Source organism: Noviherbaspirillum aerium (genome assembly GCF_008929045.1).
GTDB lineage: Bacteria > Pseudomonadota > Gammaproteobacteria > Burkholderiales > Burkholderiaceae_D > Noviherbaspirillum > Noviherbaspirillum aerium.
Genome location: NZ_VFAH01000018.1, coordinates 41,811 through 68,211, shown reverse-complemented (window position 1 = coordinate 68,211; position 26,401 = coordinate 41,811). Strand labels below are relative to the sequence as shown.

The 26,401-nt window shown below is 60.8% G+C and carries 24 protein-coding genes; 8 read left to right on the top strand and 16 right to left on the bottom strand.

Annotation, left to right across the window (positions count from 1 at the left end; genetic code table 11):
- The first annotated feature begins 44 nt into the window (after positions 1-44).
- A complete protein-coding gene (locus tag FH061_RS21580; RefSeq protein WP_151637904.1) occupies positions 45-674 on the top strand; it encodes an exopolysaccharide biosynthesis protein in 630 nt (209 codons plus the stop codon).
- On the opposite strand, the gene FH061_RS21575 is transcribed toward FH061_RS21580, so the two are convergent.
- Positions 664-1,716, bottom strand: a complete 1,053-nt coding sequence (locus tag FH061_RS21575; RefSeq protein WP_151637903.1) for a heme-dependent oxidative N-demethylase family protein — start codon at positions 1,714-1,716, stop codon at positions 664-666. The genes FH061_RS21580 and FH061_RS21575 overlap by 11 nt on opposite strands.
- A 312-nt stretch (positions 1,717-2,028) precedes the next feature.
- Here FH061_RS21575 and FH061_RS21570 point away from each other — a divergent pair, with 312 nt between their 5' ends.
- Positions 2,029-3,537, top strand: coding sequence for an ABC transporter permease/substrate-binding protein (locus FH061_RS21570; RefSeq protein WP_225984799.1), 1,509 nt, complete (start codon positions 2,029-2,031; stop codon positions 3,535-3,537).
- Here FH061_RS21570 and FH061_RS21565 read toward each other — a convergent pair.
- Together FH061_RS21565 and FH061_RS21560 are read right to left on the bottom strand one after the other, a co-directional pair.
- A complete protein-coding gene (locus FH061_RS21565; RefSeq protein WP_151637901.1) occupies positions 3,498-5,288 on the bottom strand; it encodes a phosphoethanolamine transferase in 1,791 nt (596 codons plus the stop codon). The two genes, FH061_RS21570 and FH061_RS21565, sit on opposite strands and share 40 nt — an antisense overlap.
- Before the next feature lie 28 nt (positions 5,289-5,316).
- On the bottom strand, positions 5,317-5,550 hold the full coding sequence (locus FH061_RS21560; RefSeq protein WP_151637900.1) for a hypothetical protein: 234 nt from the start codon (positions 5,548-5,550) through the stop codon (positions 5,317-5,319).
- A gap of 165 nt (positions 5,551-5,715) precedes the next feature.
- On the opposite strand from FH061_RS21560, the gene FH061_RS21555 reads away from it, so the two are divergent.
- Positions 5,716-6,228 carry an HPP family protein gene (locus tag FH061_RS21555; RefSeq protein ID WP_151637899.1) on the top strand — a complete coding sequence of 171 codons (513 nt, stop codon included), beginning with the start codon at positions 5,716-5,718 and terminating at the stop codon, positions 6,226-6,228.
- Between the two features lie 775 nt (positions 6,229-7,003).
- Here FH061_RS21555 and FH061_RS21550 read toward each other — a convergent pair.
- Positions 7,004-8,911 carry a methyl-accepting chemotaxis protein gene (locus FH061_RS21550; protein WP_225984794.1) on the bottom strand — a complete coding sequence of 636 codons (1,908 nt, stop codon included), beginning with the start codon at positions 8,909-8,911 and terminating at the stop codon, positions 7,004-7,006.
- Positions 8,912-9,585: 674 nt separating this feature from the next.
- On the opposite strand from FH061_RS21550, the gene FH061_RS21545 reads away from it, so the two are divergent.
- Entirely contained in the window at positions 9,586-9,870 is a 285-nt protein-coding gene (locus FH061_RS21545; RefSeq protein ID WP_151637898.1) for a hypothetical protein, read from the top strand.
- 68 nt (positions 9,871-9,938) lie between these two features.
- Here FH061_RS21545 and FH061_RS21540 read toward each other — a convergent pair whose 3' ends face one another.
- Positions 9,939-11,093, bottom strand: coding sequence for an MFS transporter (locus FH061_RS21540; protein ID WP_225984793.1), 1,155 nt, complete (start codon positions 11,091-11,093; stop codon positions 9,939-9,941).
- 396 nt (positions 11,094-11,489) lie between these two features.
- Here FH061_RS21540 and FH061_RS21535 point away from each other — a divergent pair, with 396 nt between their 5' ends.
- Positions 11,490-11,981 carry a universal stress protein gene (locus tag FH061_RS21535; RefSeq protein WP_225984792.1) on the top strand — a complete coding sequence of 164 codons (492 nt, stop codon included), beginning with the start codon at positions 11,490-11,492 and terminating at the stop codon, positions 11,979-11,981.
- Between the two features lie 97 nt (positions 11,982-12,078).
- On the opposite strand, the gene ftsH is transcribed toward FH061_RS21535, so the two are convergent.
- The 6 genes from ftsH to FH061_RS21505 form a co-directional block, all read right to left on the bottom strand.
- A complete protein-coding gene (gene ftsH, locus FH061_RS21530; protein ID WP_151637896.1) occupies positions 12,079-14,064 on the bottom strand; it encodes an ATP-dependent zinc metalloprotease FtsH in 1,986 nt (661 codons plus the stop codon).
- Between the two features lie 120 nt (positions 14,065-14,184).
- Positions 14,185-14,736 carry a hypothetical protein gene (locus tag FH061_RS21525; protein WP_151637895.1) on the bottom strand — a complete coding sequence of 184 codons (552 nt, stop codon included), beginning with the start codon at positions 14,734-14,736 and terminating at the stop codon, positions 14,185-14,187.
- A gap of 48 nt (positions 14,737-14,784) precedes the next feature.
- The gene (locus tag FH061_RS21520; protein ID WP_151637894.1) at positions 14,785-15,141 is read right to left on the bottom strand and encodes a murein L,D-transpeptidase; all 357 of its coding nucleotides are present in this window, start codon (positions 15,139-15,141) and stop codon (positions 14,785-14,787) included.
- Between the two features lie 8 nt (positions 15,142-15,149).
- Positions 15,150-15,575, bottom strand: a complete 426-nt coding sequence (locus FH061_RS30635; protein ID WP_192805188.1) for a hypothetical protein — start codon at positions 15,573-15,575, stop codon at positions 15,150-15,152.
- A gap of 20 nt (positions 15,576-15,595) precedes the next feature.
- Positions 15,596-16,195: a hypothetical protein gene (locus FH061_RS21510; RefSeq protein ID WP_151637893.1), complete on the bottom strand. Its 600-nt coding sequence runs from the start codon at positions 16,193-16,195 to the stop codon at positions 15,596-15,598.
- A 30-nt stretch (positions 16,196-16,225) separates the two neighbouring features.
- Complete coding sequence (locus tag FH061_RS21505) at positions 16,226-16,987, bottom strand: hypothetical protein (protein ID WP_151637892.1); 762 nt, start codon at positions 16,985-16,987, stop codon at positions 16,226-16,228.
- A 541-nt stretch (positions 16,988-17,528) separates the two neighbouring features.
- Here FH061_RS21505 and FH061_RS21500 point away from each other — a divergent pair.
- Together FH061_RS21500 and FH061_RS21495 are read left to right on the top strand one after the other, a co-directional pair.
- The gene (locus FH061_RS21500; RefSeq protein WP_151637891.1) at positions 17,529-17,927 is read left to right on the top strand and encodes a nuclear transport factor 2 family protein; all 399 of its coding nucleotides are present in this window, start codon (positions 17,529-17,531) and stop codon (positions 17,925-17,927) included.
- 562 nt (positions 17,928-18,489) lie between these two features.
- The gene (locus FH061_RS21495) at positions 18,490-19,821 is read left to right on the top strand and encodes an NTP/NDP exchange transporter (protein ID WP_151637890.1); all 1,332 of its coding nucleotides are present in this window, start codon (positions 18,490-18,492) and stop codon (positions 19,819-19,821) included.
- A gap of 127 nt (positions 19,822-19,948) precedes the next feature.
- On the opposite strand, the gene FH061_RS21490 is transcribed toward FH061_RS21495, so the two are convergent.
- Entirely contained in the window at positions 19,949-20,119 is a 171-nt protein-coding gene (locus FH061_RS21490) for a CsbD family protein (RefSeq protein ID WP_151637889.1), read from the bottom strand.
- A 245-nt stretch (positions 20,120-20,364) separates the two neighbouring features.
- On the opposite strand from FH061_RS21490, the gene FH061_RS21485 reads away from it, so the two are divergent.
- Positions 20,365-21,576 carry an MFS transporter gene (locus FH061_RS21485; RefSeq protein ID WP_192805187.1) on the top strand — a complete coding sequence of 404 codons (1,212 nt, stop codon included), beginning with the start codon at positions 20,365-20,367 and terminating at the stop codon, positions 21,574-21,576.
- Positions 21,577-21,611: 35 nt separating this feature from the next.
- Here the strand turns inward: FH061_RS21485 and FH061_RS21480 are convergent, their stop codons facing one another.
- The 4 genes from FH061_RS21480 to FH061_RS21465 form a co-directional block, all read right to left on the bottom strand.
- Positions 21,612-22,529, bottom strand: coding sequence for a LysR family transcriptional regulator (locus FH061_RS21480; RefSeq protein ID WP_225984791.1), 918 nt, complete (start codon positions 22,527-22,529; stop codon positions 21,612-21,614).
- Between the two features lie 937 nt (positions 22,530-23,466).
- A complete protein-coding gene (locus FH061_RS21475; RefSeq protein ID WP_151637887.1) occupies positions 23,467-23,943 on the bottom strand; it encodes an IS630 family transposase in 477 nt (158 codons plus the stop codon).
- 467 nt (positions 23,944-24,410) lie between these two features.
- Entirely contained in the window at positions 24,411-25,910 is a 1,500-nt protein-coding gene (locus tag FH061_RS21470; RefSeq protein ID WP_151637886.1) for a tripartite tricarboxylate transporter permease, read from the bottom strand.
- 12 nt (positions 25,911-25,922) lie between these two features.
- Positions 25,923-26,384: a tripartite tricarboxylate transporter TctB family protein gene (locus FH061_RS21465; protein WP_151637885.1), complete on the bottom strand. Its 462-nt coding sequence runs from the start codon at positions 26,382-26,384 to the stop codon at positions 25,923-25,925.
- Positions 26,385-26,401: the final 17 nt, after the last annotated feature.

Sequence of the window (26,401 nt, the reverse complement as noted above, 5' to 3'; positions counted from 1 at the left end):
GTCCGGTAGAAGCCGGCTTGCCTTTCGGGGTTTCAGGAGCAAGTATGTCAGAACAGGGAGAAGCCCTCAGCCAGAGGCTGGGAGCCATTATCGAGAAATTGCCGCCAACCGGGGTGACCTTGAGTCATCTTCTGGATCATGTCGGCCAGGACGGGCTGATGATCCTTATCGCCCTGCTGTCCCTGGTGTTCATCATTCCCGTTTCCATCCCGGGAGTGAGCACCGTTTTCGGAGCCGCCATCCTGCTGATTGCCGTCAGCCGTCTGTTCGGACGCAATCTGTGGTTGCCGGAATCCGTTCGCGAGCGCGAGATATCGACCGAGAAACTGCGCCCGGTATTGCAGCGCGCGCTGAAATGGCTGCATCGCCTCGAGCACGTCAGCCGTTCGCAGCGCATGGTCTGGCTGACTTCGGGCAAGACCTGGAACCTGATCAACAACCTGGCACTGATTCTCGGCGCGGTCCTGCTGATGGCGCCGTTCGGCATGATCCCGTTCAGCAATACCCTGCCAGCGCTGGCGCTGCTCTGTCTCGCTGTCGGCCTGCTGCAGCGCGACGGCCTCTGTATCCTGCTCGGGCATGCCGCCAATGTGCTCTCTATCATTTATTTCGCCCTGCTGATTGCCGGCGGCGGCATGATGCTGCGCCAGGCCTGGGAGCACTTCACCCGTTGAGGGGACGATGACGCTCCAGGAATTGCCTGAAGGCGGGCAGGCCTTCCGCCCTGTATTCAGCCATGGCGGGCGCGAGCTGGTCACTTGCGGCAAGCAGCGCGTTTAACGCCACCGGATTGCTCACCAGGTCGCTCAGCTTCCACAGGTAGGTCTTGATGCCGAAGACGATGGCGCCCGAGCGCGGCAGCTTCGCAAAGGTTTCCTGTTCGGAGCGCAGATAGCCGTGGGCAGCCCATCCATCCGCATCCATCACTCTGGCCGGCCCGGTGATCACGTCGGGATGCAGGAATAATTCGCCGTCCGGCTTCATGCCCCAGTTGCGGCGCCAGGTTCTCATGCCGGGCTCCATGCGCGCGAAGAACCGGTCGACGCGGGCCGCGAACTGTTCCATGTAATGCCTGACATGGCCGTCGTGGATCTCGCGAGGCGACTTGCCGAGGCGTGCCGCCCGCTGGCTGCGCTGCCGTTGCGCATGCCAGTCGGCCGACGCAGCCGCATCGCCCTGCGGTTCCGGCTTGTCGAACTGGCTGCGCAATGACCAACCGTTCGGAAACAGCAGCGCGCCCGATTGCAGGATGTAGCCTGCATTCGCTTCCCGCTGCGCCGGCAGCAACAACAGCATGTCTTCGCTTGCCAGCAGGGCCACGGCCACCAGCGGATCCGCGCCGCGCGGACTTACATCGATCGCCAGTCCGGTCAATGGCGACAGGACAAGATCGCCATCCCGCTGAAAATAGCCGGGATAGGTATCGAGCAGATAGGCGACCACCTCATCCCTCAGTTCCAGCTCGGCCTGTCGCACGGTATCGCCGGGAAGACGATCGATCACATGGCGCAAGCGCTGGCCGAGCAGGTGATGGCGAAGCCGGATCTGTGCCGGATAGGTGCGATCGAGCAGCAGCCATTGCAGCCCGGGCTGCCAGGCATTGATCATTACGGTATGGGGAACGGCCCGGAAGCGTTCCATGTCGTCGTTGCGCAGGCTCTCGATCAGTTCCGTGCTGACGGGCAGCCTGTCCGGATACACGCCATGCAGCGTCATGCTCTTCCTTTCCCTGCGTCATTGTCCACTGCCTCGCCGGCAGGCCTCCATACTGAGCATAGCGCTGCGCAGGCGGCGGCGCCATGTTTGCCCTGTTCCGCGCTGGCACGGTGGCACGGTGGCAGGGTGGCATGGCGGCTTGGCAGCCTGGCGCAAGGCAGCGGGCGCAATCTCCCTCATAATGAAGCGGCTTTCCTTGTCGCAGGATACCGACGCATGCATACAGGCAAACCTACCATTCTCTTGTTTGACGTCCCGGCCGCATGCCGGCGCCGCGGATATGCGGACCTGGTCCGCGCCGGCCTGGTCCTGATGGCGGCATGGCTTCTTTTCGCATGTGGCACCGTCGGGGCCGCCGACACGCTGAAGGTGGGCTCGAAACGCTTCACCGAATCCTACATCCTCGGTGAAGTCCTGATGCAGGCCGGCGCGCCGCATGCGCGGTCCGAGCACAGGCAAGGCCTGGGCAATACGGCGATCGTGTTCGAAGCGCTCAGGACAGGAAGCATCGATATGTATCCGGAATACACGGGCACGATCGAACGCGAAATCCTGAAGCAGGAAGCGCCGGTCTCGGCGGAAGAAGTGCGGCGGCGGCTGGCCGAACTCGGCATCGGCATCGGCGTGCCGCTGGGCTTCAACAACAGCTATGCGCTCGCCATGCGCGCGGACGATGCGAAGCGCCACGGCATCCGCACATTGAGCGACCTGGCGAGCCATCCGCAACTGCGCCTCGGCCTGTCGCACGAGTTTCTCGGCAGGGCCGACGGCTGGCCGGGCCTGTCACGGCGCTACGCATTCCGCCATGCCGCCATCGGCATGGATCACGGCATTGCCTACGACGCCCTGTCGCACCGCCAGGTCGATGTCATCGACATCTATGCGACCGATGCGAAGATCGAACAGCTTGGCCTGCAGGTGCTGGCCGACGACCTGCGCTACTTTCCCCGCTACGATGCGGTGCTCCTCTACCGGCTCGATGTCGAGCGCCGCTTTCCCGCCGCCTGGCAAGCGATACAGGCGCTGCAAGGCCGTATCCGGGCCGAGGACATGATACGGATGAACGCCGCGGCGGAAATCGGCGGCAGGAGCTTTGCCGCCATCGCCGGCGGCTTTCTCGGCCACGGCGTCTCCGGCACAGGCGGGAAGGAGGCCGCATCCGCTCCCGGCCTGCGCGGCAAGCTGTTCGACGGCGATCTCTGGCGGCTCACCCGGCAGCATGTCTTTCTGGTGGCCGCATCGGTAGGCGTTGCGGTGCTGATCGGCATTCCGCTCGGTATCGCCGCCGCATTCCTGCCCGTCCTGAGGCATGCGATCATGGCCCTGGTCGGCGTGCTGCAGACCGTTCCTTCGCTGGCCCTGCTGGCGATGCTGATTCCGGTGCTCGGCACGATCGGCATGCTGCCGGCGCTGATTGCGCTCTTCCTGTATGCCTTGCTGCCCATCGTGCGCAATACCTGCATCGGCCTGCAGCAAGTGCCCGCTGGGCTGAGGCAGGCGGCCCTCGCGCTGGGCCTGTCGCGCCGGCAGCGCCTGCTGCATGTCGATCTGCCGCTATGCATGCCGGTCATTCTCGCCGGCGTGAAGACCGCCGCCGTGGTGAATGTGGGCACGGCGACCATCGCCGCCTTCATCGGCGCCGGCGGCTACGGCGAACGCATCGCCACCGGCCTGGCGCTGAACGACAACACCATGCTGCTGGCCGGCGCCATCCCCGCCGCGGTCCTCGCGCTGCTGACGCAATGGCTGTTCGATCTCGCGGAACATGCCTATCGGCGCATTCAATCCTTTCCCCCGGCATCCGGCGCAACGGACAAGTGATCCGGCCGCAACTGCGGCGTTGTCATCGACGCCATGGGTTCCGAAGGCGCTTGCCCGCCGTCGCGGCGACAGGCCGCAAGCATGTCCAGTTCAGGCCGGTAAAGCCGGTTCCTTGTTGCCATCGCGCCTTGCAGCGTGTGATACAGGTTGTCGTGGCTGTAGCGGTTCGGTGACTGGCGCCGCAGGCAGGCGACATCCATCCCGAATCGCTCGCGGTATCCGTCCGACATCCACAGGATGAAAGGAATCCGCTTCTGTTCCTCCGGCGCCAGCGCATAGGTCGCGCCGTGCAGGTGAATGCCGTTCTCTCCCAGCGATTCGCCATGGTCGGACACATAGAGGAGAAGCGTGTCGAAGCGGTCAGAAAGACGCTCGAGGAGGGCAATCTTCTCGGCCAGCAGCCAGTCGGTGTAGACGATGGTGTTGTCATAGGCATTGCGCACTTCTTCCAGGCTGCAGCGCGGCAGTTCATTGGTGCGGCAAGTTGGCGTGAAGGTCTCCATCGTCCGCGGATAGCGCTTGTAATATGCCGGCCCATGACTTCCCATCTGATGGAATGCCAACAGCATGTCGCCGGCCGACTGCCGCAACTCCCGCTCAAGTCCGTGAAGCAGTATCTCGTCCAGGCAGGATTCGGCATCGCAAAGCGCTGCCGAATCGCGCTGGCGGAATTCGATGGTCTTGATGCGCGCGCTCACGCCCTTGCTGCCGGCGTTGTTGTCACGCCATTCCACCCTGATGCCCGCTTTCGCGAGGGTGTCGAGGACATTCGCCTGGCGCCGCGCCTGCGCCAGGCTGAACTCCTCGCGGCCGAGATGGGAAAACATGCAGGGCAGCGAAATTGCCGTGGTGGTGCCGCAAGACACCACATGGCTGAAATAGTGGAGAGAGGCGATCCGGCTCAGGCGCGGATTGGTGGGTCTTGCGTATCCGCCGAGCTGGAAGTTGGCGTGACGCGCGGTCTCTCCGACCACAAGGAACATCAGCAGTGGCTTGCCGCCCGCTGCCGGGCCTGCCTGCGTCAGGCGATAGGGCTGGCCGCCCGGTTCCGCGATGTCTTCGGCCGGCCGGCCGGCGATGGTCTCGGCAGCGAAGCGGGCCGTGCCATCAATCGCCGCTCCCGGCACGGAGAGATAGCGCAGATGCGCGCTGCGTTGCAGTGTCTCGAAGTGCGAGGGAAACGCCTGCCAGGCCAGCGCGGCCAGCGCCAGTCCGCCGCCGAAGAATGCGGCGCGATGCCGCAGATGGCGGCCCGGACTCATGGGCGCAATGCTCGCCCGTCCCACCAGGAACAAGGGCAGCACGCCGAAACCGATGGCATAGAACAGCAGGCGCGGACTGAACAGGCCGACCGCTTCCCGCCGGTCGGTTTCCATGAGGCTGCGGATCATCTCCTGATCGATGGCCAGTCCGAAGCTGTCCGCGCAGAAGGACGCCATCGAGCAGACGGGGAACAGGAATACGACAACTCCCTTGAGCAGCCTGCGCCCCGGCACAAGAAGCAGCGCGGCGGCATAGCCGAAAAGAAGCACCAGCAGCAGCAGCACGAGGAACAGCAGGTCCGCCAATCTGCCCTGCCAGAAGACGGCCGCCGTCTCCTGCCAGAAGCGCATGTTGAAAGTGGCCAGGAAAAAGCCGGCAACGGTCAGTGCAAACGTGACGGGCGAGCGGAAATGCCAGAAACCGCCCCTGCCCTCGCCATCATTCGGGGCATCGTGCACGGGATCGCTGGATGCGGGTACCTGCGGCATACCTGAAGGGCAGTTCCGCCGGAAAAAGTTAGCCGAGAATGGTGGGCGTGCCGATTTCAGGCATGGGAGTCTTTCCGTAGGAATGAATGAGGTTGAGCACCCGCATCAGTTCCTCCGGACTGCTCGGATTGAAATCACCCAGATGGTCGTTGGTGAGGGAATACAGCTTCAGCGTGGTGCCAATCCCGCCCTGGTCAACCACGTGCACTTTCGCCACATGCGCCAGGTTGATATGCCAGCCGTCGCCAATCTCGATAAACATGCTTTCTCCTGTACAGGTTGATCATGGTTTGACTGGGTAGACATCCGTACAGGAAAACAATTCTCCGGTTCGGCATCCCGATGCAGCGTCCTGCCAACGGGGCCCGCAGCAGCTATTGCATTACGGAAGTTAGAATGAAGGCTCATTTATTGACTGGTATGCCCGATGATGTCATCTCCATTGTGTCGGCTGCTGTGGTGCGCCGCAGGAACCGCCGGCGCGGTCATGCTGGCACTGCTGCTGGTCGCTCCACCGGCCTCGCCCTTCCTGCTGGCCTCCCTCGGCGGTTCGGCGATCTTCCTGTTCGGACTGACGCGCGCACCGGCGGTGCAGCCGCGCGCCTTGTTCGGCGGACACCTGGGCGTGGCGCTGATCGGGATTCTCTGCTACCAGCTGTTAGGGGATGCGCCCTGGGTCTATGCATTGGCGCAGGTGATAGGCCTGTGGTACATGCTGCTGACGAGGACAGTCCATCCGCCGGCCGGCGCCAATGCAATGATCATGATTCACAGCCATGCCGGCTTCGGTGCGCTCTGGAATCCGGTGCTGCTGGGTGTCGCCTCGATGGCACTGGTGGCTGTTGCGTGGAGCCGCCTCTATCCGGGGCTGGTCCACTATCCGGTGGAATGGAAGGCACCGTCGCCGCCACGAATCTTCTGGGGCGGCTGGGACGACTGATGCCGGGGTGAAGATGCCCTAAAGTCGGCGCACCCGGGTTGCACCCACGTCAACCGTCGTGGACGAATGGCTATGACAAGGAGGCTTCGCTCGCCCGCTGCATTGACTGTAGGAAAACCCCGAATGGGGTAAAGGATTTCTGTAAACCTTTGTTACGAAAGCGTTTTTCCTCTAATCCACATTCCCTGTGGAAAACTTTGTGGGTAACTCTTCCAAGCGGCGAAAAAGCCTTGAATTCATGCGGTTCCAAACAGATTGCCTGTTTCTTGAGCAAAAAATAGAACTGATAAAAATCAATGACTTAGGAGACACGGATATCGACAACTGTTGGAGCTTTCGCAAAGCTTCCGCACATCCGGCATGACATTTTTCCATGTGCACAACTCCGGCATTTTTCTTCCTGTCAAGAGGCCGTGTACGTTTTTTCTGATTGCCTTGACAATGGCTGCAGGTTTCATCCGGCGGCCTCTACAGTAACGATACGAGAGGCTGTCATTGAAAATCCAGGGAAATGGCTTGGCTGTGTTTGCCCAGCTGCGCGCGGTCCGGATTCGCACCTGTGGTGCTCGACGTAAGTCCATACGCATGCGCTCCCGCTCATCAACGCAATGCAACTCCGAATTGCCCCTGGCACTTGCCAAGTACAGCTAGAACGCTTCCGTGACAAATCCTCAGGGATCGTCAGTCTGGTCATCACGAAGCGCTCGCAATGCGAAGGCGGGACGGAACCGGCTCTCCCGCCGGCTCCGTCCCGCCTTTGCTTGCCGTTCTGTTTTTAGCGCAGGCGAGCTACGGCGCCAGCTTCTCCTGCCTGCGACTCATCCAGCTTGAAGACGCTGACCACGCGCGCAAGATTGCCTGCCTGGTCCTGCAGCGATCGGGCAGCGGCAGCCGCCTCTTCCACCAGGGCCGCATTCTGCTGGGTCGCATTGTCCATCTGCGTGATCGCCAGATTGACCTGACCGATGCCATCGCTTTGCTCGTGGCTTGCCGTGCTGATTTCGCTCATGATGCCGGTCACGTTTTTCACCGACGCGACAATCTGCTTCATGGTCGATCCGGCTTCATCGACCAGCGTGCTGCCGGCTTCCACCTTCTCGACCGAGTCGTCGATCAATCCCTTGATCTCCTTTGCCGCCTGCGCGGACCGTTGGGCCAGGGTCCGCACTTCGGAGGCGACGACGGCAAAGCCGCGTCCCTGTTCGCCGGCACGCGCCGCCTCCACCGCCGCATTCAAGGCGAGGATGTTGGTCTGGAAGGCGATGCCGTCGATGACGCCGATGATATCCACGATCTTGCGCGAGCTTTCCTTGATGGAGCCCATGGTCTGCACCACCTGGTCGACCACCTGTCCGCCCCTGGTCGCCTGGCTCGACGCCTCCACCGCCAGACGGTTGGCCTGATTGGCGCTCTCGGCATTCTGCCTGACCGTCGCCGTCAACTCTTCCATCGCCGACGCGGTTTCCTCGAGGCTGGACGCCTGCGCCTCGGTGCGTGAAGACAGGTCCAGGTTGCCGGCGGCGATCTGCGTCGTGGCGGCGGCAATGGTTTGCGTGCTGTTGCGGATGTCTCCCACGGTTCGGTTGAGCGACGAGATGAAACGGTTGAAACCGCTGGCCAGCTCACCCACTTCGTCCTCGGATTCCACGGTCATGCGCCGGCTGAGGTCGCCGTTGCCGTCCGCGATTTCGCCGAGCATCCTGGCGGCGCGGCTGACCGGCGCGGCGATGGCACGGCTGATGAAAAAGATCATCAGCAGCCCCAGCCCGCCGCCGACCAGCGCCGCGACGATGGCCGAGATCGTGGCGGAGCGGGCGACGTTGCCGAGCACTTCGACTTCCGGCACTTCCGCAATCACATACAGGTTCAGCTCGGGCACATAGGAAGAAGCGACGAAACGGGTGCCATCCGACTCGAAGGTGGCATGAACGAACTTCTTGCCGTCGAGGAGCTGCCGGCTCAGTTCGGCCGAGAAGCCCGGACTGTCCTTGAGAAAGTGCTTGCCGTCGGCCAGCGCCGAATTGCGGTGGATGAGATAACTGCCGTCCGCGCGCACCAGATAAACGAATCCCGATTCGCCGACGCGATAGCTGCGGATCGCATCGGCCATCGCATCAACGGACAATCCCAGACCGGCAACCACCGGCTTGTCGGGGGCGGCGTCCGCACGCACATTAATGAACAGCATGTATTTGTCGGCGCCGGCGTCCTTGTCGATATCCAGCGTGTACGGCTTTCCGCTGGCCAGAAAGCCGTACAGCCACTGATCGCCGGCGGCCGCCTTGTCGAGTGTCCGGTTGAGTCCGGTGTCGGTGAAGTATTTGCCGGTCGCGCCCGACACCCAGAATATGGAAGCCGCCTTGCTCTTTTCCTTCATCTGCGCGGCATAACGCTGCCAGCCGTCGATGCCCGTATCGGCCAGGCCCTGCTGTTCCCACTGCTGCAGGAAGCTGTTGTTGGCAATCGCCTGCGATGCTGCCAGCGGCTGCGCAATCTGACGCAAGATGTCGTTGCGGATTTCACCCACCGTGGCCGGCAGCTCCTGATTGACAACGCGTTCCTTCGCATTGCGGCCGGTCAGCGTAATGCTGAGAACGGAAGACACCAGTGCGAACAGCAGCAGGCAGGAAGCCATGCTGAACAACAATTTCTGCTTGATCGAGAGACGACGTATGAAGCGCACGAGGAACTCCTTGGTGGAGATGGCGGATGACGGAAAACGCGCAAAGAAACATGACGATTTGTGTAAATAAATCGTTACACATGTTGCCCGAGCGTTTCCGCTAGGTATACCCCGCGCCCAACTTGATATCGGCAATGTTGCGTGATAGCCACTATAAGAAACACCATATGAAGACCGGTAGGTTGTTTGCGATTTTCATATGCCGTCTCGCGCCAAGCGCGCAGCGTATTGCGCAGACTCGACGTCTTGACCGACTTGCAGTCGCCGCACTGCTGGCGGCAAGGCGCCGACAAAAACCGTACAGACGTACGGCAAGGAGGTGCGACTGGCAAGCGGCATGCTGATCGACACGCTTATATTGAAATGACATCTCCGGTCCATCCCTGGAGATACGCAGGCATATAAGCCTGGCGCATGGCGTTTATGAAGTTGCCCTGATAGATGAAGCCGTCACAGTCTTTACAGTATTGGTGTGAGTTGAAAATGTGTTGGCAGCCAATGTGGCGGGGTCATGCCGCGATAAGGAACCAAGCAACAAGGCATGGCAAGGCCGAGGCCTTGCGCATTGTTGACGCGGTATCGGTGTGAATCTCGTTCACCATGTGCTCAGCAGATTGTTAACTCGCAAACAGGCTCTGGCTTCACATCAATCAATGTCGTTAGGAGAAATTACCATGACTGCCATAACGATCGGTTCTTCACGTTCCTATATCCGGAACGTTCATGCTGCCGTTCATGATCTCATCGTCGCCCTGCTCGCCCTGGAACGCGGATGGCCGGCAGAGCCAAGGGGCAGGCGTCGCCGGCCTGAAGGCGTGTCCCTGCACCAGGCCTATGCGGATGTGCTGGCGGCACATGCCCTGCCCAAGGAAGCGGCCCCGGCGCGCGGGACGGGCCGGGGCATTTCGCACGCAATGCTTCCCTACCACTTGTGGTCGGCGCGCGCATTGCATGACTGACCACGACTGGCCATGACTAGCGCCGGAATGCGACGCCAGGCCAGGAAGGATGCAGACGCATTCCGCGATTACTTCAGCAATGCCGTCCGGCTTGCAATGATTGCCATCACGAGGCTCAGCGAACCGATGAAGCCCATCGCCGCCTGCATGCCGACGATCTCGGCCAGCGTGCCGACGATAGGCGGACCCATCAGGCTGCCGCTGTAGGACATGGTCGCGACACCGGCGAATGCCATCGGGCCTTCCTTGCCGGCGGCGCTGTAGACGAAGGGGAACAGCAGCGACAGGCCCATGCCTGCAGCGGCAAAGCCGGCGAGCGCGCAATACGGATTGGGTGCGAATACGGCAAAGAACAATCCGCAGGCCGAAAGCAGAGCGCCGCAGCCTACCAGCCTGCGCGCGCCGAAGCACGCCTTCATGCGATCGCCGCAAAGGCGCGCGACCAGCATCATGACGGAAAAGGCGGTCAGGGCCAGCGGCGCGAAGCCGTCGGTGACCTGGAAATGGTCTTTCAGGTAAACGCCGCTCCAGTCGGCGATGCTGCCTTCGGACATCGAGCCGAGAAAGCCGAGCGCGCCCAGCCAGACCAGCGGTCCGCGCGGCAGGCAGAATATCTTTTCCTCAACGGCTTGTGCCTTGTCGTCGCCGTCAAGGGCATCACAGGCCAGCTTGAGCATCAGCGAAACCGGAATGCCGATGAGCAGATAGTGCATGAAAGGCTTTACCTGCATTCCCGCCATCGCGCTGCCGAGCGCGGCGCCGATCAGGCCGCCTGCGCATCCCCAGGCATGCAGTTTCGACATCTCGGAACGGCCCGTCGTCTTTTCCAGCTCGGTGGCAATGGACTGCACCGAGACATTCATGCAGCTGGCCGCCACGCCCAGCAACAGCACCGCCAACATCAGCGCCAGCACATTGGGCGCGGCGCCGATGCCGAGCAAAACCGCCAGCAGTGACTGTCCGGCGATCAGGGCGGTCTTGCGGGCGCCGAACCGTGCCATCAGGCGCGATGACACCGGATGCGACAGCAGGGCTCCCAGTCCGCCGCAGAGCAATACCATGGACAAAGTGGAATGAGAAATACCCAAGCCTTCACGCAAGGCGGGAATGCGGCCTGCCCATGAACCCATGATCAGTCCGAACTGGGTGAATATCGCGGGCAGCGCGAATGCTTGAAAGGAAACCGAGGGAAGACGTTGTAACGTGGCGCTGGAATGCATCATTGATCGTATTGTTGAGTATCAGCAATACGCCTGTGATGTATTCCTTGGGGAAATAGTTTCTCAAATGAAGCTTATATCAGTCATTCAGGAAACAAATGAGAAGGTCCTGAATGTTTGAGAAACTCGCCCAATTCGATTTTACTCAATTGAATTGGGCTTCTTTCATCGTTCCTCTTTGAGATGGTGAGCGGGAAGGCCAATGGCTAATGGTCAACGGCCACCGCGCAGGCCCGGTCATGCGCGCATCTTGAAACGATGGCGATGATGCCGGATCCCTATCCTTTCCGGAGATTGGCAGGTGCTATCCGCCCCGACGTCGGAGCGACGTCTTCCGGCACTGGAAGTCAGCCATGAAAGACCTATACTTTAAAAGTCCTTCTCACCGTGATGGAGGCGATGATGTACCGCAAGATCCTGATAGCCTATAACGGCACACCCGAAAGCGCGTCCGCATTGCAGGAATGCATTCGTCTGAGACCCGATCCGGACGTCGAAATCCATCTACTGGGTGTGATCGATGATCCAACCCCTCCCATCGTGGGCGACTTCGGGACACCGATTCACTTCAATCCGGACGAGCAGATCGCAGAGGACAGGAAGAAGATGGACCGCGAGCTGACTCATGGACTGAAGATACTGAGAGATGCCGGTCTGAATCCGGTCGTTCATCTCGAGGTCGGTGAACCGGTGGCCGTGATTGATGAAGTGGCACGAAAACTGGGTGTGGAGCTGGTCATCGTGGGTCATGGTCGCCATCGTTCCTGGGCCACACGGTGGTGGCGCGGATCAACCGATGCATCATTGATCGAGAAGATTTCCTGCTCGCTGCTGGTTGCGCCCGAGCGGCACCGGCCATCGACATTAGGCTATAGAGGCTTCGGACTATAAGCTATAAGCCGGCCGCTGCGGCTTCTGTCATGTCCATCTGCGTCGCTGCCGGCCTTGTTGCCGAAGCGCCTGCGTCGCGTCCCCGAGGAGGAAGGCACTACAGCGATGGCGCGGGCGGCAGGCCTGTGACCGCCAGGATTTCCTGTTCATCGAGGGTTTCCCGGTCCAGCAGCGCACGGACCAGTGCATCAAGCTCTCTTCGATGCTCACGCAGCAGGCGCGTGGCGTCCTGGTGGCTTTCATGAATGATGCGATGGACTTCGATATCGATGAGCCGCGCGGTTTCCTCGCTGAACGGTTTCTCGCCGCCGAATCCTGCTGAGCCGCCGAGAAAGGCATTCTGGCGCGGCGCAAGCTGCACCATGCCGAGCTTGTCGCTCATGCCCCAGCGCGTCACCATGTTGCGAGCCAGATTGGTGGCTTGCTCGATGTCGTTTTCCGCACCCGTGGTACGGGTGCCGTAGACAACTTCCTCGGCCACGCGGCCGCCGAGCATGCCGATGATCCTCGCCCGCAGATAGGCTTCGGGATAGTTGTAGCGGTCGGTCTGCGGCCGCTGGTAAGTCACGCCAAGCGCCTGCCCGCGCGGCACGATGGTGACGCGATGCACCGGGTCCGCGCCCGGCACCAGCAAGCCGAGGATCGCATGCCCGCTCTCGTGGTAAGCGATGCGTTCCCGATCCGCTTCGCTCAGCAATATGGGCCGCTCGGGTCCGAGCACGATCTTTTCCAAGGCGTCCAGGAAGTCCTTGTGGCGCACATCGGTCTGCTCGCGCCGGGCGGCAAGCAAGGCGGCTTCATTGACCAGGTTCTTCAGGTCGGCGCCGGAAAGCCCGGGCGTGGCGGCGGCCAGTTCCGACAGATTCACGTCCTTGGCCAGCGGCACCTTGCGGGTATGCACCAGCAGGATGGCTTCGCGCCCGTTCTTGTCGGGAAGATTGACGACCACGCGGCGGTCGAAGCGACCGGGCCTGAGCAGCGCCTTGTCCAGCACATCGGGCTGATTGGTGGCCGCCAGCACGATGATGCCTTCGCGGCTGGAGAAGCCATCCATTTCGGTCAGGATCTGGTTGAGCGTCTGTTCCTGTTCGCTGGACCCGCCGATGGCTGTCTGCCCGCGCGCACGGCCGATGGAATCGAGCTCGTCGATGAAGATGATGGCGGGTGCATGTTCGCGCGCCTGCTTGAACAGGTCGCGCACCCGGGCCGCGCCCACGCCCACGATCATTTCCACGAACTCGGCCGCGCTCATCGAAAAGAACGGCACGCCCGCTTCCCCGGCGACCGCTCTTGCCAGCAGCGTCTTGCCGGTACCCGGCGAACCGACCAGCAGGACCCCCTTCGGCGCGGCGCCGCCCAGGCGCGTGTACTTGTCGGGATCCTTCAGAAAGTCGACCACTTCGACCAGTTCGTTTTCCGCCTCGTCGATGCCGGCCACATCATTGAAGGTCACGCGCGAGTCCTGTTCCTGATCGTAGCGGCGTGCCTTGCTCTTGCCAATGCCGAACAGCGATCCGCCCATGCCGCCGCCCTGCTGCGCGGCGCGGCGATAGAGCCAGACATAGAAACCGATGAGCAGCAGCGCCGGACCGAAGCCGTAGAGCAAGGTGGCAAGCGCACTGCTGTTCTTGATGGGCACCGCGCTGATCTCGACCTTGTTGGCAATCAGGAATTGCTCGAGGCCGGAATCGACGAATGCCGGCAAGGTGGTGGTGAAGGTGGGCGCAGTGCGGCTGGGCGTTTCCGGCAGCGGCCCGGGACGTTGCTCCCCGGCCTTGCCTTCCGGCGGCCAGGTCACCGGCGCATTGAATCGGCCTTCAATGCTTGCGCCCTGGCTATAGATGGACTTGACGTTGCCTCTGGCCACTTCCTGCTTGAAGACGGTGTAAGGCACCGTCACCGGTGCGTCGCCGTCCGGAAAGAAGGTGCGCATGATGAAGTAATTGGTGAACAGGATGGCCAGGAATATTAGCCAGGCCTTGCGCGGAGGCATCTTGGGGGATCCGGCGGCCGGACCGCCGGGCCGCTGGCCGCTTGGCGGAACGGGTTTCCTGTACAGGGGAGAATTGTCTTCGCGTTTCATATGACAATTCGTCCGGCGTGGCACCGCGATAGTTTCTCTCCCATGGCGGGCCGCAGTTGTTTTATCTCAAGCTCCGTGATCGTTGCAGGCTTGTTGACCGCAACCGGCTGCGAACGCCGCTTAGCGCGGTGACCCGGGACGCTCGATCAATCTGCTGACCGACTGCACCGTCTCATGCCGCTTGCGCACTGCCTTGCGTTGCGGACCGAGGGTACGCAGCCGCGCATAAGTGTGGTTAGCCATCTTGATGTAGACATCCCCGAGGTTTTCGAGGGCGACCGAATAGCCGGCATCGGCGCGCAGCGCGTTTTCCAGCAGCACGCGGGCGTCGCCGTAACGGCCGTTGGCCGCCTGGATCACCGCCATATTGTTGAAGGGTTCAGGCATGTTGGGATGCTCGGCCGCAAGCGCTTCGAAGGAATGGAAGGCCTCGTTCCGCCTGTCGAGCGCCATCAGCGACATGCCGCGATAAAGCCGTATCTGCGGCTGGGCGCCCACGTCGCGCGGCAGCGCGTCGATCCGGCTCAGCGCTTCCTGGTAACGGCCCGCCTGCAGCAATCCGGCAACATCCTCGGCCTCGCCCGCCGCCGCCATTGCCGCGGCCGACAGGCTGACCGCTGCCAGGCAAAGGGACGCAATGCGTTTGCTGATCAAGATGTTCAATGGTTTCATGGCTTGCGCCTCCTATGATGTTTTCATTCCCTCGCTTAAAGGTTGATGTCAGGAGCGAGGCTTGTTAATGACGAGAACGTCCCTGGCGCAGCAATCCACGAGCTGGCGGTACACCTCCGGCGCGACATTGATGCATCCCTTGGTGACATAGCGCCGCATGTCGGCACGCCCGCCCTGCAGGCGCTCGAGGCGCCGTTCTCCCGGATTGAGGAGATAAACGCGATGGATGGCCCAGAGGTATTTTTCGTTTTCCTTGAAGACGAGCACGCTGCCGTCATAGCCGGGATCCTCGACACGCCGATGCGACAGGGAATAGGTCCCTGTCGGCGTGTCCTGCCCTACCAGCGCGGGATGGCATGCGCCGGCAAAGCAGATGGTTGCGGCAAGAAGATCGACGATCACCATGCAGGTCTTCAGCCCAGCGGCTTCTTGTGCGTGACCGGGGGCGGGGCCGGCGGCGGCTCCGGCACGACCACCTCCGGCGGCGGCGGCACCACCTTCGCAACAGGGCGCACGAACAGGTATTCCCCCCGCCCCACCGCCGGATGGACGCGATAACCGCTGCACATCGCTTCATTCAATGTACTGGCGGGTCCGCATTCCACCGGCACCTCGCGCGGCCAGATGATGGCAGCGGTCGGATGCCCGGGAAGGTAATTCGGCACATGGTACAAGCCGTCCGTCACATGCAGTGCGGATTCCGAACCGACTGCTGCGCCGTTGGACGGTGTGCCCGAACCGAAGGGAAGGCGTTCGACCTGGAAACTGAAATCGCCGGCCACAGCGGCACAGGTACTGGCGGCAGCGGCGAGCAGAACGGCGTGGAATATCGCTTTCACGTTATCGTCTCCAGTGCTGGTCAGTAACGATAAAGATCGTCGGTCCGGTTTGCCGTACGCGAACCGCCGTCGGCAAGCGTACTGTCGCTGCCGCCACGTGCTTCACGCGAGGTCACCGGGCAGTTGATGCCGGTCAGCTCGAATGCCTCGCGATTGCGCTTGTCCATGCACAGACGAGCGAGTGCCGCGCCCCTGAAGCCCATATTCCATATTTCGCGTGCGTTCTTGAGCATGACGCAATTCTCATCCGTCCAGGTCGTGCCGGCGCTGAATCCGAACGACACGGCGCTACCGCCGATGGAAGTCGAACCCATGCAGGTATCGTTGCTGCTGGTGAGCGGCGTCGAGACCGCAGTCGCAACAGGGTTACGCGCCTGCGCGTGATAGACCGCATGACTGTCGATCGACAGCGACTGCCCCTGGCTGCCGACGCCGATGCCGCCACGGCTATGGGAACTGGCCGTGGACGTGGAATTGGACTGCGTCGTCGCATTTGCGGGGCCGGTGCTGGGGCTAGCTCCGCGCGTCTGCACCGGGCTTGAGCGCAGCGCCATCCCCTGTGCCGAAACCGAACCGGCGGCCACCATGGCGGCCAGCAAAACAAGTGTATTGAACTTCATGATCTCTCTCGCCTGTGATGGGGGTGGTGATTACGGGGCGCTGGCGTAACCGGTCGAGCCCGACAGGTTCGTCTTGCCGAAGAAGTAGCCGGTCGAATTGATGTTGGCGATGCCGGCGGCGTTCATCTGGTTCAGCGCTGCAGTCGTATTGGCGCCGCTTGCATAGCCTTCATTGCTGCCTGCGACGTTGACCGACTTTGTAGTGGTAGTACCGACGGACGGCGGCGTGGTGGGCGCCGTCGGGGCCGGGATAGGCGTTACGCTATAGGTCTTGCCATACTTGACTTCAGCCTGGAATCCCGACACGGTCTGGCCCGTGACATAGCTGCCCTGATTGGTGCCGGCCTTGATCAGGCTGTCGGTATGGGTGCCGGAGCCGCCGCCGTTGTAGCCCTGGGTGACCCCGGGGATATTGAGCTTGCCGCGGACTGCGGTATCGGCGAAACCGGAAGACATGGCGGAGCCTGTGCCCGAACCGGTGCTGACGTTATACGCCTTGCCCAGGCTTTCCGTCTTGGTTTCGCCGGAGACGGTTGCAGTGGTGAGGTTCTGGGACGGCGTATAGGCCCGTGTCGCATTGACGGTAGCGCTTGCCGACTGGCTGTTATGCGCATAGGAGGAGGATGTGCCGTTCGCGCCGAGCGAGAACTTGCCGTTGATGGCCGTGCCGGCGGAGACATTGCCCGATGCGGTTGCATTCGGGGGCACGAAGTTCGTGGCATGCGCCCCCGTTTGTGCAAGCAGGACTGCAAGGCCTGTGCCGAATGTTGCGATGAAATGTGTTGTTTTCATGTAGTTTCCTTTAATGTCTATTTGTGATGAACGGACGTGACCCGCTCAGGCAATAGGTGTGCGCGGCCATGGTCGGGGTTCCAGCGCTTCGTACTGGCCGGACGCGGCCAGGCGAACGGCATAAGGCGTTTGCTGTTCATGCGGCACGCGGCACGAGCCGGGAAAATCCGCGCTCCCGCTTCGTGCGGGAGGGACTTTTATCAGTGCATGGCGATGCGGCTTCCCCAAGGCAATGGGCTGGCGCAAAAAGCTCAATAATTATCAAGGTGGAGAGAAACATGGCGGCGGCTATCCCGTCGCGGCTCCCCGGAGCAAGTGCAGCGGAGACCGCATGCTCGGCTGCAGTAACTTCATGCGGTATTGCAGGGTTGAATCGAATCCGGGCATGGCGCCCGCCAGCGTGGCGGCACATGCCTGAGCATGCCGTGCCGGCGCCCGCACATGGTTTGCAAAAGACCGTTATAGTCCTTGTTCCCCGGATCGCCTTCATGCTGGCTGAAAGCGGACCGGCCCGCATGCCAGCCACTCCGCGAACGAATCGATGAACGACTATATCCGCGTACTTGAAACCTATATGCAGGCCCTCGGCGCAAGCGATTATTCCGCCATCAAGGCCCTCTTTGCCCCGGACGGCCGGGTCTGTTCGCCCTTTCTCGGAGAAATGGATGCCGGCCCGTTCTTCGACCGCCTGTCTTCAGCCTCGGCAAAGAATGTCATCACTCCCATCGACATCTTTACGAGTGCAGGCAACAAGAACCAGGCGGTTGCCTATTTCAGGTATGACTGGACCGTCAATGACGGCACCCTGATCAGTTTCAAGGTCATGGACCTGTTCGCCTTCGAGGAAGAAACGGACAAGATTCTCAGACTCGACCTGATCTACGATACGCATCCCATCCGATCGACGGCGGGAAACAAGTATGAATCCGGGACAACCTGATGTTTATGATGCTTGTGATGCCTGATATGCGACGCTGAACAAGCGCAGCATGCCGAGGCGACCGATACGCTTCAGCCGCAGCAGAACAGGCGGCAAACCCTTTGGTCAAGACGCTGCGCCATGTCTCGCAACCGCTTCATGGCAAGCCGTCCTCCGCGGGAAGCGCTCCAGCAGTACCGTCTCCCTGTCCGGCGAATGATAGAGTCAGATGGCAGGAAGGCCTCAGGCACGGCGTAGCAATACATCGCAGCGACTTCTCCATAGAGCAATGCGAGCGTTCCGCCGGGCTGCGGTGCGATGGTACGGGCCAGCATGAAGGAGCGCTTCTCGTCGACTTGATCTCCGACGCAGGCGGCGACATCGGCGTAGCTTTCCGTTTGCAAGAATGCGCTTGGCGAGCGGCTGCACAGATGCTGATTGCCGTCGCATTTCCTGGCCGGATGCGGGACGATGCAAGCCGTCCCGGAGCGCATCAATTATTTCGCCGGTAATCGCAGGCTTCTCCGTCCGCATGATCGCGGTATGCTGTCGAAACAGTCCCATCGCATGTTGCACGAAACCAATGAAAAGATTTCGCTCGCTTCATACTCTCCTGCTCCGCGCCGACAGCCATGAACTGCCCGCCGTGCTGTCCGGATTCCTGATGCTGTTTTCGCTGTTCGCAAGCTATTTCATGCTGCGCCCCGTACGGGAAGCGATGGGAATTGCCGGCGGCGTGGATCAGCTTCAGTGGTTGTTCACCGGTACATTCGTCGTCACGCTGGCGGCGACGCCGGCTATCGGCTGGGCAGTCTCGAAGATCAGGCGCCGCTATATCTGCCACTGCATCCTCGGCTTCTTTGCATCCAACATCATTGCATTCGGCATCGCCTTTGCCGTGACCGGCGACACGCCATGGCTGGCGCGCGGCTTTTTCATCTGGCTTTCCGTCTTCAACCTGGCGGCGATCTCGATCGCATGGAGCGTCCTGGCGGATATTTTCTCTGCCGAACAGGCAAGGCGCCTGTTCGCCCTCATGGCCGCCGGTGCAAGCCTGGGCGGCCTCGCCGGTCCGCTCGCCGGCGCCTTGCTGGTCACACGCATCGGCAATGAAGGCTTGCTCATGCTTGCGGCCATCCTGCTGCTCGTCACCATCCTTTGCTCGGAATTCCTGCAGCGCTGGCGTGACCGATCTCCGCTTGCAAAGATCGGCAACGTATCGGTGAAGCCTGACGGCTCGCGCGACTCCCGCCTCGGAGGCAGCGCCCTCGCCGGCGCAGCGGACGTGGTGCGATCGCCATTCCTGCTCGGCGTCGCGCTGTTCGTCGTCATGCTGGCCAGCGTCAATACCTTTCTTTATCTCGAACAGGCAAGGCTGGTGGCGGAACGGTTTTCCAGCCGCACCGAACAGACGCAGTTTTTCGCTACGCTGGACACTGTCGTGCAACTGCTCTCGCTGCTGACGCAATTCTTCCTGACAGCGCGCATCGCCACCTCGTTCGGGGTACGCGCATTGCTGGTCAGCCTGCCGCTGGCCATGGTTGCAGGGTTTCTTCTGCTGAGCATGTCTCCGCTCTTCGGACTGTTCATCGTGGTTCTTGTATTGCGCAGGGTCGGCGAATATGCATTGGTCAGGCCGGGAAGAGAAATGCTGTTCACCGTCCTGCCGCCGCATATCAAGTACAAGGCAAAGAACTTTATCGACACGGTGGTCTATCGCGGCGCCGATGCGGTCAGCGCCTGGCTGAAGTCCCTGGCCGACATGATGCTTGTGCCCGCTGCCGTGCCGCTGCTGGGTGCCGGCATCGCGGTGGTATGGGCGGCTTCAGCCATATCGATTTCCCGCACTTATCGCCGCCTCGATGCACTCGACGACAGGCCGCCGGTGCCATCCCCAATGGAAAGATTCAGATGAGTGGTGCGCTCGACCGAAGCGCGGCGTGATACGGAAGGGTACACGCTGGAAAAGACAACGGCCCCGCAGGGCCGCCGTGGATGCATGCTCGCATCAAGCTTGAGGGTTGCAAACGGAATGTTCAGGCTTAGCGCTTGAAGGTGTCCTTGACGTTGCCAACCACCCTTTGCACGGTACCTTCAGCCTGCTTTTCCACGCCCTTGGCTTGCTGATCCCGATTGTCGAAGACCTGGCCGACCTTTTCCTGCACCTTGCCGGCTGCATCCTTGATATTGCCCTTCACTTGGTCCTGGTTCATTTCATCCTCCAGCAAGAGTTGATGTTATTGGTAATGACAAAAAAGAATGAAAATGGTTCATCGACAGCAACTGCGTGCATGTGAAGTCATTGCCGACGTGCATCACTGTAATTGCCGATAGGCCAGGCTGCGCACGCGTTTTCCCGAAAAATGCTATGGTCTGCAGTCATTAGAGACAACTTCACAATAACGGCACGATGGCCGATCATGAGACACGCGGCGCGGATCCCGTCGCCGCCCTTCCAATGCACGAGACAAAAGAACAAGATGCCGTCGAGGCGGCCAAGCCGATCCCGGTCGTACTGCCGGTCCTGACAGGCATGATGGTCACATTGGTGACCGTGGCTTTCGCCAGGCTGGCATTCGGATTGATCCTGCCATCGATGCGCACGGACCTCGGCTTAAGTTACCAGCAGGCCGGAACCCTGGTGACCGCCGCCGCTCTCGGTTATCTTTTCCTGGTCATGGTGGCCGGCGTCTTCGCCTCCCGCCGGGGCGGCCGTGCCGCCGTCATGCTCGGTCTGTCACTGACGACCGCCGGATTCATCCTTCTCGGTGCCGGATCTCATTTTGGCTTGCTGTTGCTCGCGATGCTGATGCTGGGATGCGGAACGGCATTTGCCTACACCCCGGTCATCTCGCTGCTTGCGGGTTATTACCCTCATCGCCGCGGCTCGGTGATCGGCGTGACCAACAGTGGCATCGGCATCGGCATGCTGATGGCGAGCCTGCTCATTCCCTCGCTTGTCGAACTGACAGGCAATTCCGCCTGGCGCTGGGCCTGGGGGGTATTTGCCGTGGCCAGCATGATTGCATTGGCCTGCAGCCTGGCATTCCTTCCCAATCCGAAGATCGCCGTCCCCGCTTCCACGGCGGGCGGATCGGCATCGGTTTATCGCGACAAGCGCCTGATCCTTACCGGCCTGCTCTATGGCGTCGTCGGCACCACCTACATCGCGCAGACCACCTTCATGTTCAGCTATGCGCTTGAGTCTGGCATATCTGCATCGACGGCCGGGCACCTGTCCGCACTGCTTGGCGTGCTGTCGATTTTCGCCGGTCCATGCTGGGGACTGTTTTCGGATCGTTTCGGCCGCCCCGCGGCACTGCTGATTTCCGTCGCGCTCAATGTGGTCGCGACCATACTGCCCGTGCTACTTCCCACCATCACCGGCTTCACATTGCACTACCTGATACTTGGCTGCACGGTGTCAGGCATGTTTACCTCCATCCTGACCATCGCGGCCGAGTCGGTAGAACCGAGACTGGCGCCGCGCGCGACCAGTTACGTTACCCTGTTCTATGCGGTCGGCCAGCTCGCCGGCCCTGCGCTGGCCGGCTTGCTGATCGAGTACGCGGGGGGCTTCAGGACCGCCTTTACTGCCAGCACCCTCGTGCTGGCGCTCGGCTTCGTATTGGGCTGCAGGCTGGTGCGACTGTCGCGGCGGCCTGCTTGATCGGTCGCGCCGCCATCCCGTGCAATTGGCGCGAATCATGCAGTGCGGTCGGTGCGCAGGAAATCGACAAACAGGCGTGATGGCAGCGGCAAGGCTTCATAATCGCGCATGCAGATGACAAAGCGGCGGAAGGCCCATGGGTCGGCAAGCGGAATCATCTTCAAGCCAAGCTGGGCGTGATAGGGCTGCAGTGCCTCGGCGGGAATGATGCTCATGCCGAGATTGGCCCGCACGATCCTGCATGCCGCCTCGAAGGTCGCGACATGGATGCGGTTGATGACCGACTTGCCTGACTTGGCGGCCAGCCGTCGCAGAAACAGGTTCATCATGCTGTCCGGGTGCTGGCCGACCTGATCGAATTCCAGGGTCTCTTCGAAAAACACCGACTCGCGTGCCGCAAGCGGGTGATCCGGATGGACGACGGCCGTCAGGTGATCGCACTTGTAGGGCAGCACCTGCAGGTCGCGTGTGTCGGCGAAGTCCCAGCATACGCCGATGGCGGTGGCATTCTCCTCGATGGTCCTGACAATGTCACTGCTCACCTTTTCTTCCATGTCCACCTTGATACCGTCATGCATGGCAAGGAAAGCGCTGATGTCGTCGGGCAGAAATTCCACCACTGCCGACACGCTCGCATAGATATGAATATGGCCGCGTACGCCGATGGCATATTCACTAAGTTCCGCCTGCATTCTTTCGACGTTGCGCAGTACGATGCGGGCATGCTGCAGCAGCGACTGTCCGGCGGGGGTTGGCGACACACCCGCACGATGACGCAACAGCAGGGGTGTGCCAATGGAATATTCAAGATCGGCGATGCGTTTGCTGACGGCTGATGCTGCTATCGATTCGCGTTCCGCCGCATGAGCAATGTTGGCCTCTTCGCATACGGCGACAAACAGGCGCAGAGAAACAAAGTCAACCTGCCACATCCTTTTCTTGATGCTTTTCATTACCGCGCTTCCGTTAATTTCCCGATATCAATTTTTCCTGCGCAGATGCTGCGCGCGGTACGTTTTCGCATGACATACCGCTTTCCAAACTGCATGAAGTATATAGCCACGGCATGACAGCTTAGCCATTGGCGGAGGTGATGCATACAGCCGGCTGTCATTAAGAAATAAACCAGCCATGCACTGTGCTTCCATTTTGTCATTCATGGAGCAATAGTGATTTTCAGTGGCGAGACAGCAAGTCTGTCGTCGAGCATAGTCGCCTGGGCTGTACGCTTGCTTATCGAACATAGACAGGCAACGTGCGTATGCCGAAGCTTCAGGAAAGCGAAGCCACCTGCCGAGGAGAATCGATGTCGCAAGATGCGCGAAATAACGATGACTTCAGAGCGCGGGATTTTACCGGCGGTGGTTTGTTGTGCTGAGCTGAGCAGATGAGGCAAGAAATCCATGAACAGACACCGCGGAAATGACATGTTCACCCAGGTAAGCGGGCATCCGAGAGCAGGAATAACCTGTCTCTTCACTTTCCTTGCTTGTGTTTTCCTGCTTCAAAAAAATCACCGCTAGGGCGCGTTCGTCCAGACTGGACTGGCTGATTGATAAACGTAGCGTGCGGTTCGGAGTTGCGTTGCGTTCAGGTGCGGGAGCGCACGCGTACGGACGTACGCCGAGAACCGCGTATTTGGATCCGGCCCGGACCGAACAGCAGCTTCTCAAACACAGCCTAAAGCTGCGTTAAACAGCCAAGTGACCCGAAATCAGGACTAAACGCTTGGCTTGCTCTGTATCGGTGTAGGGTTGGCGTTCCATGAACGCTCTTCATTATACCAATCTCAAGTCATAACATACCACCGTCGGCAGCCAGGTTGACCCAAGTACGCGTGCATAATGAACCGATAGCACCGGGTATTTGAGTGAAGGCGTTCCAGGCATCTCAGCAGACATCGACGATCTGCTTATAGCTGTCGTAACATCGATTAGCCACGCTGCGGTCACGCAACTGCTGCCACACTTGCTCGGTCGGATTAAGCTCAGGCGAGCCGGTGGGAAGCGGCAACAGCGTTACGTTGTACAAGCGCGGCAGCTTTGTTGTCGTATGCCAGCCAGCACGATCGAGTAACACCACAGCATGACGACCTTCTGGGACAGCGGCACTGATCGCTTGTAAATAATGCGCCATGGTTTGGGCGTCGGCGTGGGGCAGTACCAGACCGACGGCAGTGTCTCTCTCGGCACAGACAGCGCCAAAGATATACGCCGACTCCGATAGCTGTTCTCGCACGACTCGTGGTCGTGTCCCTTTACGGGCCCACAGCCGTGTTTGTGTGCCGCGCTGGCCGATGCGCATCTCGTCCTGGAACCAGATATCGACTTGGGCTAGGCCGACCTCAGCGGGCAGAACTGCCTGCACTCTCCGTGAGGTCACGACGAAGAAAGCTGCTCGGAATATCGACTTGTACCAAATCCCAAACCATTCTATACCATCAGATTGCGTCTTTTTCGCCTGCCCACGTTGCGCCAGTCGAAAAAATCTAACGATCTCATGACAGGTTATGACTCGGGATTTGGTATAGAAGCGGACGAGGCCAAGACACTTGGTCGGGTCGTCTCATCCGATGGATCAGGCAGGCTTTGAATCAGTCCGCGACAATGGACGTCGAGCATGGTCATGCTGACCACTCTGCTTGACTGGTCAGCATGACGGTGCCCTCTCGCTCCTGTCTTGCCTCACCTTGCGGCGCTTCCTCGGACCGTTCGCAATTCTCAAAAAAAGGCCGGCGATGAGCTCACGCTTCATCACCGGCCTATTCCGGAACCGGGTTCCGGGCACTAATTACGCGGCGTCATGCTCTGTCTGGTGCACGCGTGAAGGTCTGCTTATTCGACAAATGCTTCCTCGCGCTTCTTTCTCAACGCCGGCATGAGCACTACGGCCATCGCAACCGCAGACAGGATCAACATCGTTGCGCTGATCGGACGCTGCAGGAAAACCATCGGATCGCTGCGTGACAGCAGCAGCGCACGGCGCAGATACTCTTCCATCATCGGACCGATGATGAAGCCGAGCAGCATTGGGGCCGGCTCTGCTCCGATCTTCGAGCAGATATACCCGAAAACACCGAATCCAGCCATCATGAACACATCGAATTCCGTGTTGTTCAGGCTGAACACGCCGATGGCACAGAACACCAGGATACCCGGGAACAGGAAGTGGTACGGCACCATGATCATTCGCACCCACAGGCCGATCATCGGCAGGTTCAGCACCACCAGCATGAAGTTGCCGATCCACATCGAGGCGATCAGGCCCCAGAACAGCGCCGGCTGCTCGGTCATCACTGCCGGTCCGGGCTGGATGCCCTGGATGATCATGGCGCCGATCATCAGCGCCATCACCGGGTTCGACGGAATGCCGAGGGTCAGCATCGGGATGAAGGAAGTCTGCGCACCGGCATTGTTGGCCGACTCGGGAGCCGCCACGCCTTCGATGGCGCCCTTGCCGAACTGGGCCGCGTTCTTCGAGACTTTCTTTTCCACCGAATAGGCTGCGAACGACGCCAGCATCGCGCCGCCGCCCGGCAGAATGCCCAGCATCGAGCCGAGCGCCGTACCACGCAATACCGGAGCTACCATGCGCTTGAAGTCTTCCTTGTCAGGCATCAGCCTGCCGACTTTCATGGAAAGCAGCGATCTGGTTTCTTCATGCTCGAGGTTGGCGATGATTTCACCCAGGCCGAACATGCCCATGGCCACCACCACGAAGTTGATGCCGTCGGCCAGCTGCGGCATATCGAAGGTGTAGCGCGGCGTGCCGGAGTTGACGTCGGTACCAACCAGACCCAGCAACAGGCCGACGATGATCATGCCGATGGCGCGCAGCAGCGAGCCGTGCGCCAGCACCACCGACGCCACCAGGCCGAGCACCATCAGCGAGAAGTATTCGGCGGGACCGAACTTCAGCGCCAGTTCGGCCAGTGGCGGCGCGAACAGCGCCAGCAGCACCGTGGCCACCGTGCCGGCGAAGAAGGAACCGAGCGCCGCAGTGGCAAGCGCCTTGCCGGCTTGGCCATTGCGCGCCATCTGGTAGCCGTCGATGGCGGTGACCACCGAGGACGATTCGCCGGGCAGGTTGACCAGGATGGCGGTGGTGGAGCCGCCGTACTGGGCGCCGTAATAGATGCCGGCCAGCATGATCAGCGACGAGATCGGCGGCAGCGAGAAGGTTGCCGGCAGCAGCATGGCGATGGTGGCCACCGGGCCGAGGCCGGGCAGCACGCCGATGGCGGTGCCGAGGAATACACCGACCAAGCAATAGAACAAATTGTTGATCGACAGCGCGGTATCAAATCCCAATGCCAGGAATTGCAAAATTTCCATGTCGGGATCTCCTTAGAACTGGAACCAGGAACCGAACATCGGCATCGGCAAGCCGAGCCCGACCACGAACACCAGCGCGCAGAACACCGCCATGCCGACTGCAACGGCAAAGAATGGCAATGCCTTGAACTTGATGCTGGCGTAGCCGCTGATCATCACCAATACCAGAATGGCAAGGATGAGGCCGGCGCCACGCATGAGGAAACCGAACAGCAAGACGGCAACCGTGATCAGAAGGAGGCTTTTGATGGAGAATTTTCCGATCGGCTCACCATGGCGTATGAATGACCGGACCAATGAGACCGCGCCTATGACGGCAAGAAGACCGCCAAGCGCCGTCGGAAAATAAGCGGGACCCATCCTGCCTGCGCTGCCCATTGCATAGTCGCGGCCGATGATGACCGCTGCCAGTCCAAGTACAAGAAATATCACCCCCGACCAGAAATCCTGAGGGTTGCGTATGAATGATGGCAAGTTCGTCTCCTTTACTT

Bases quoted from the DNA above. Each gene is read 5' to 3' on its own strand.
- FH061_RS21580 (WP_151637904.1), top strand. From the start codon at position 45: ATGTCAGAACAGGGAGAAGCCCTCAGCCAGAGGCTGGGAGCCATTATC.
- FH061_RS21575 (WP_151637903.1), bottom strand. From the start codon at position 1,716: ATGACGCTGCATGGCGTGTATCCGGACAGGCTGCCCGTCAGCACGGAA.
- FH061_RS21570 (WP_225984799.1), top strand. From the start codon at position 2,029: ATGGCGGCATGGCTTCTTTTCGCATGTGGCACCGTCGGGGCCGCCGAC.
- FH061_RS21565 (WP_151637901.1), bottom strand. From the start codon at position 5,288: ATGCCGCAGGTACCCGCATCCAGCGATCCCGTGCACGATGCCCCGAAT.
- FH061_RS21560 (WP_151637900.1), bottom strand. From the start codon at position 5,550: ATGTTTATCGAGATTGGCGACGGCTGGCATATCAACCTGGCGCATGTG.
- FH061_RS21555 (WP_151637899.1), top strand. From the start codon at position 5,716: ATGATGTCATCTCCATTGTGTCGGCTGCTGTGGTGCGCCGCAGGAACC.
- FH061_RS21545 (WP_151637898.1), top strand. From the start codon at position 9,586: ATGACTGCCATAACGATCGGTTCTTCACGTTCCTATATCCGGAACGTT.
- FH061_RS21540 (WP_225984793.1), bottom strand. From the start codon at position 11,093: ATGATGCATTCCAGCGCCACGTTACAACGTCTTCCCTCGGTTTCCTTT.
- FH061_RS21535 (WP_225984792.1), top strand. From the start codon at position 11,490: ATGATGTACCGCAAGATCCTGATAGCCTATAACGGCACACCCGAAAGC.
- ftsH (WP_151637896.1), bottom strand. From the start codon at position 14,064: ATGAAACGCGAAGACAATTCTCCCCTGTACAGGAAACCCGTTCCGCCA.
- FH061_RS21525 (WP_151637895.1), bottom strand. From the start codon at position 14,736: ATGAAACCATTGAACATCTTGATCAGCAAACGCATTGCGTCCCTTTGC.
- FH061_RS21520 (WP_151637894.1), bottom strand. From the start codon at position 15,141: ATGGTGATCGTCGATCTTCTTGCCGCAACCATCTGCTTTGCCGGCGCA.
- FH061_RS21510 (WP_151637893.1), bottom strand. From the start codon at position 16,195: ATGAAGTTCAATACACTTGTTTTGCTGGCCGCCATGGTGGCCGCCGGT.
- FH061_RS21505 (WP_151637892.1), bottom strand. From the start codon at position 16,987: ATGAAAACAACACATTTCATCGCAACATTCGGCACAGGCCTTGCAGTC.
- FH061_RS21500 (WP_151637891.1), top strand. From the start codon at position 17,529: ATGAACGACTATATCCGCGTACTTGAAACCTATATGCAGGCCCTCGGC.
- FH061_RS21495 (WP_151637890.1), top strand. From the start codon at position 18,490: ATGAAAAGATTTCGCTCGCTTCATACTCTCCTGCTCCGCGCCGACAGC.
- FH061_RS21490 (WP_151637889.1), bottom strand. From the start codon at position 20,119: ATGAACCAGGACCAAGTGAAGGGCAATATCAAGGATGCAGCCGGCAAG.
- FH061_RS21485 (WP_192805187.1), top strand. From the start codon at position 20,365: ATGCACGAGACAAAAGAACAAGATGCCGTCGAGGCGGCCAAGCCGATC.
- FH061_RS21480 (WP_225984791.1), bottom strand. From the start codon at position 22,529: ATGAAAAGCATCAAGAAAAGGATGTGGCAGGTTGACTTTGTTTCTCTG.
- FH061_RS21470 (WP_151637886.1), bottom strand. From the start codon at position 25,910: ATGGAAATTTTGCAATTCCTGGCATTGGGATTTGATACCGCGCTGTCG.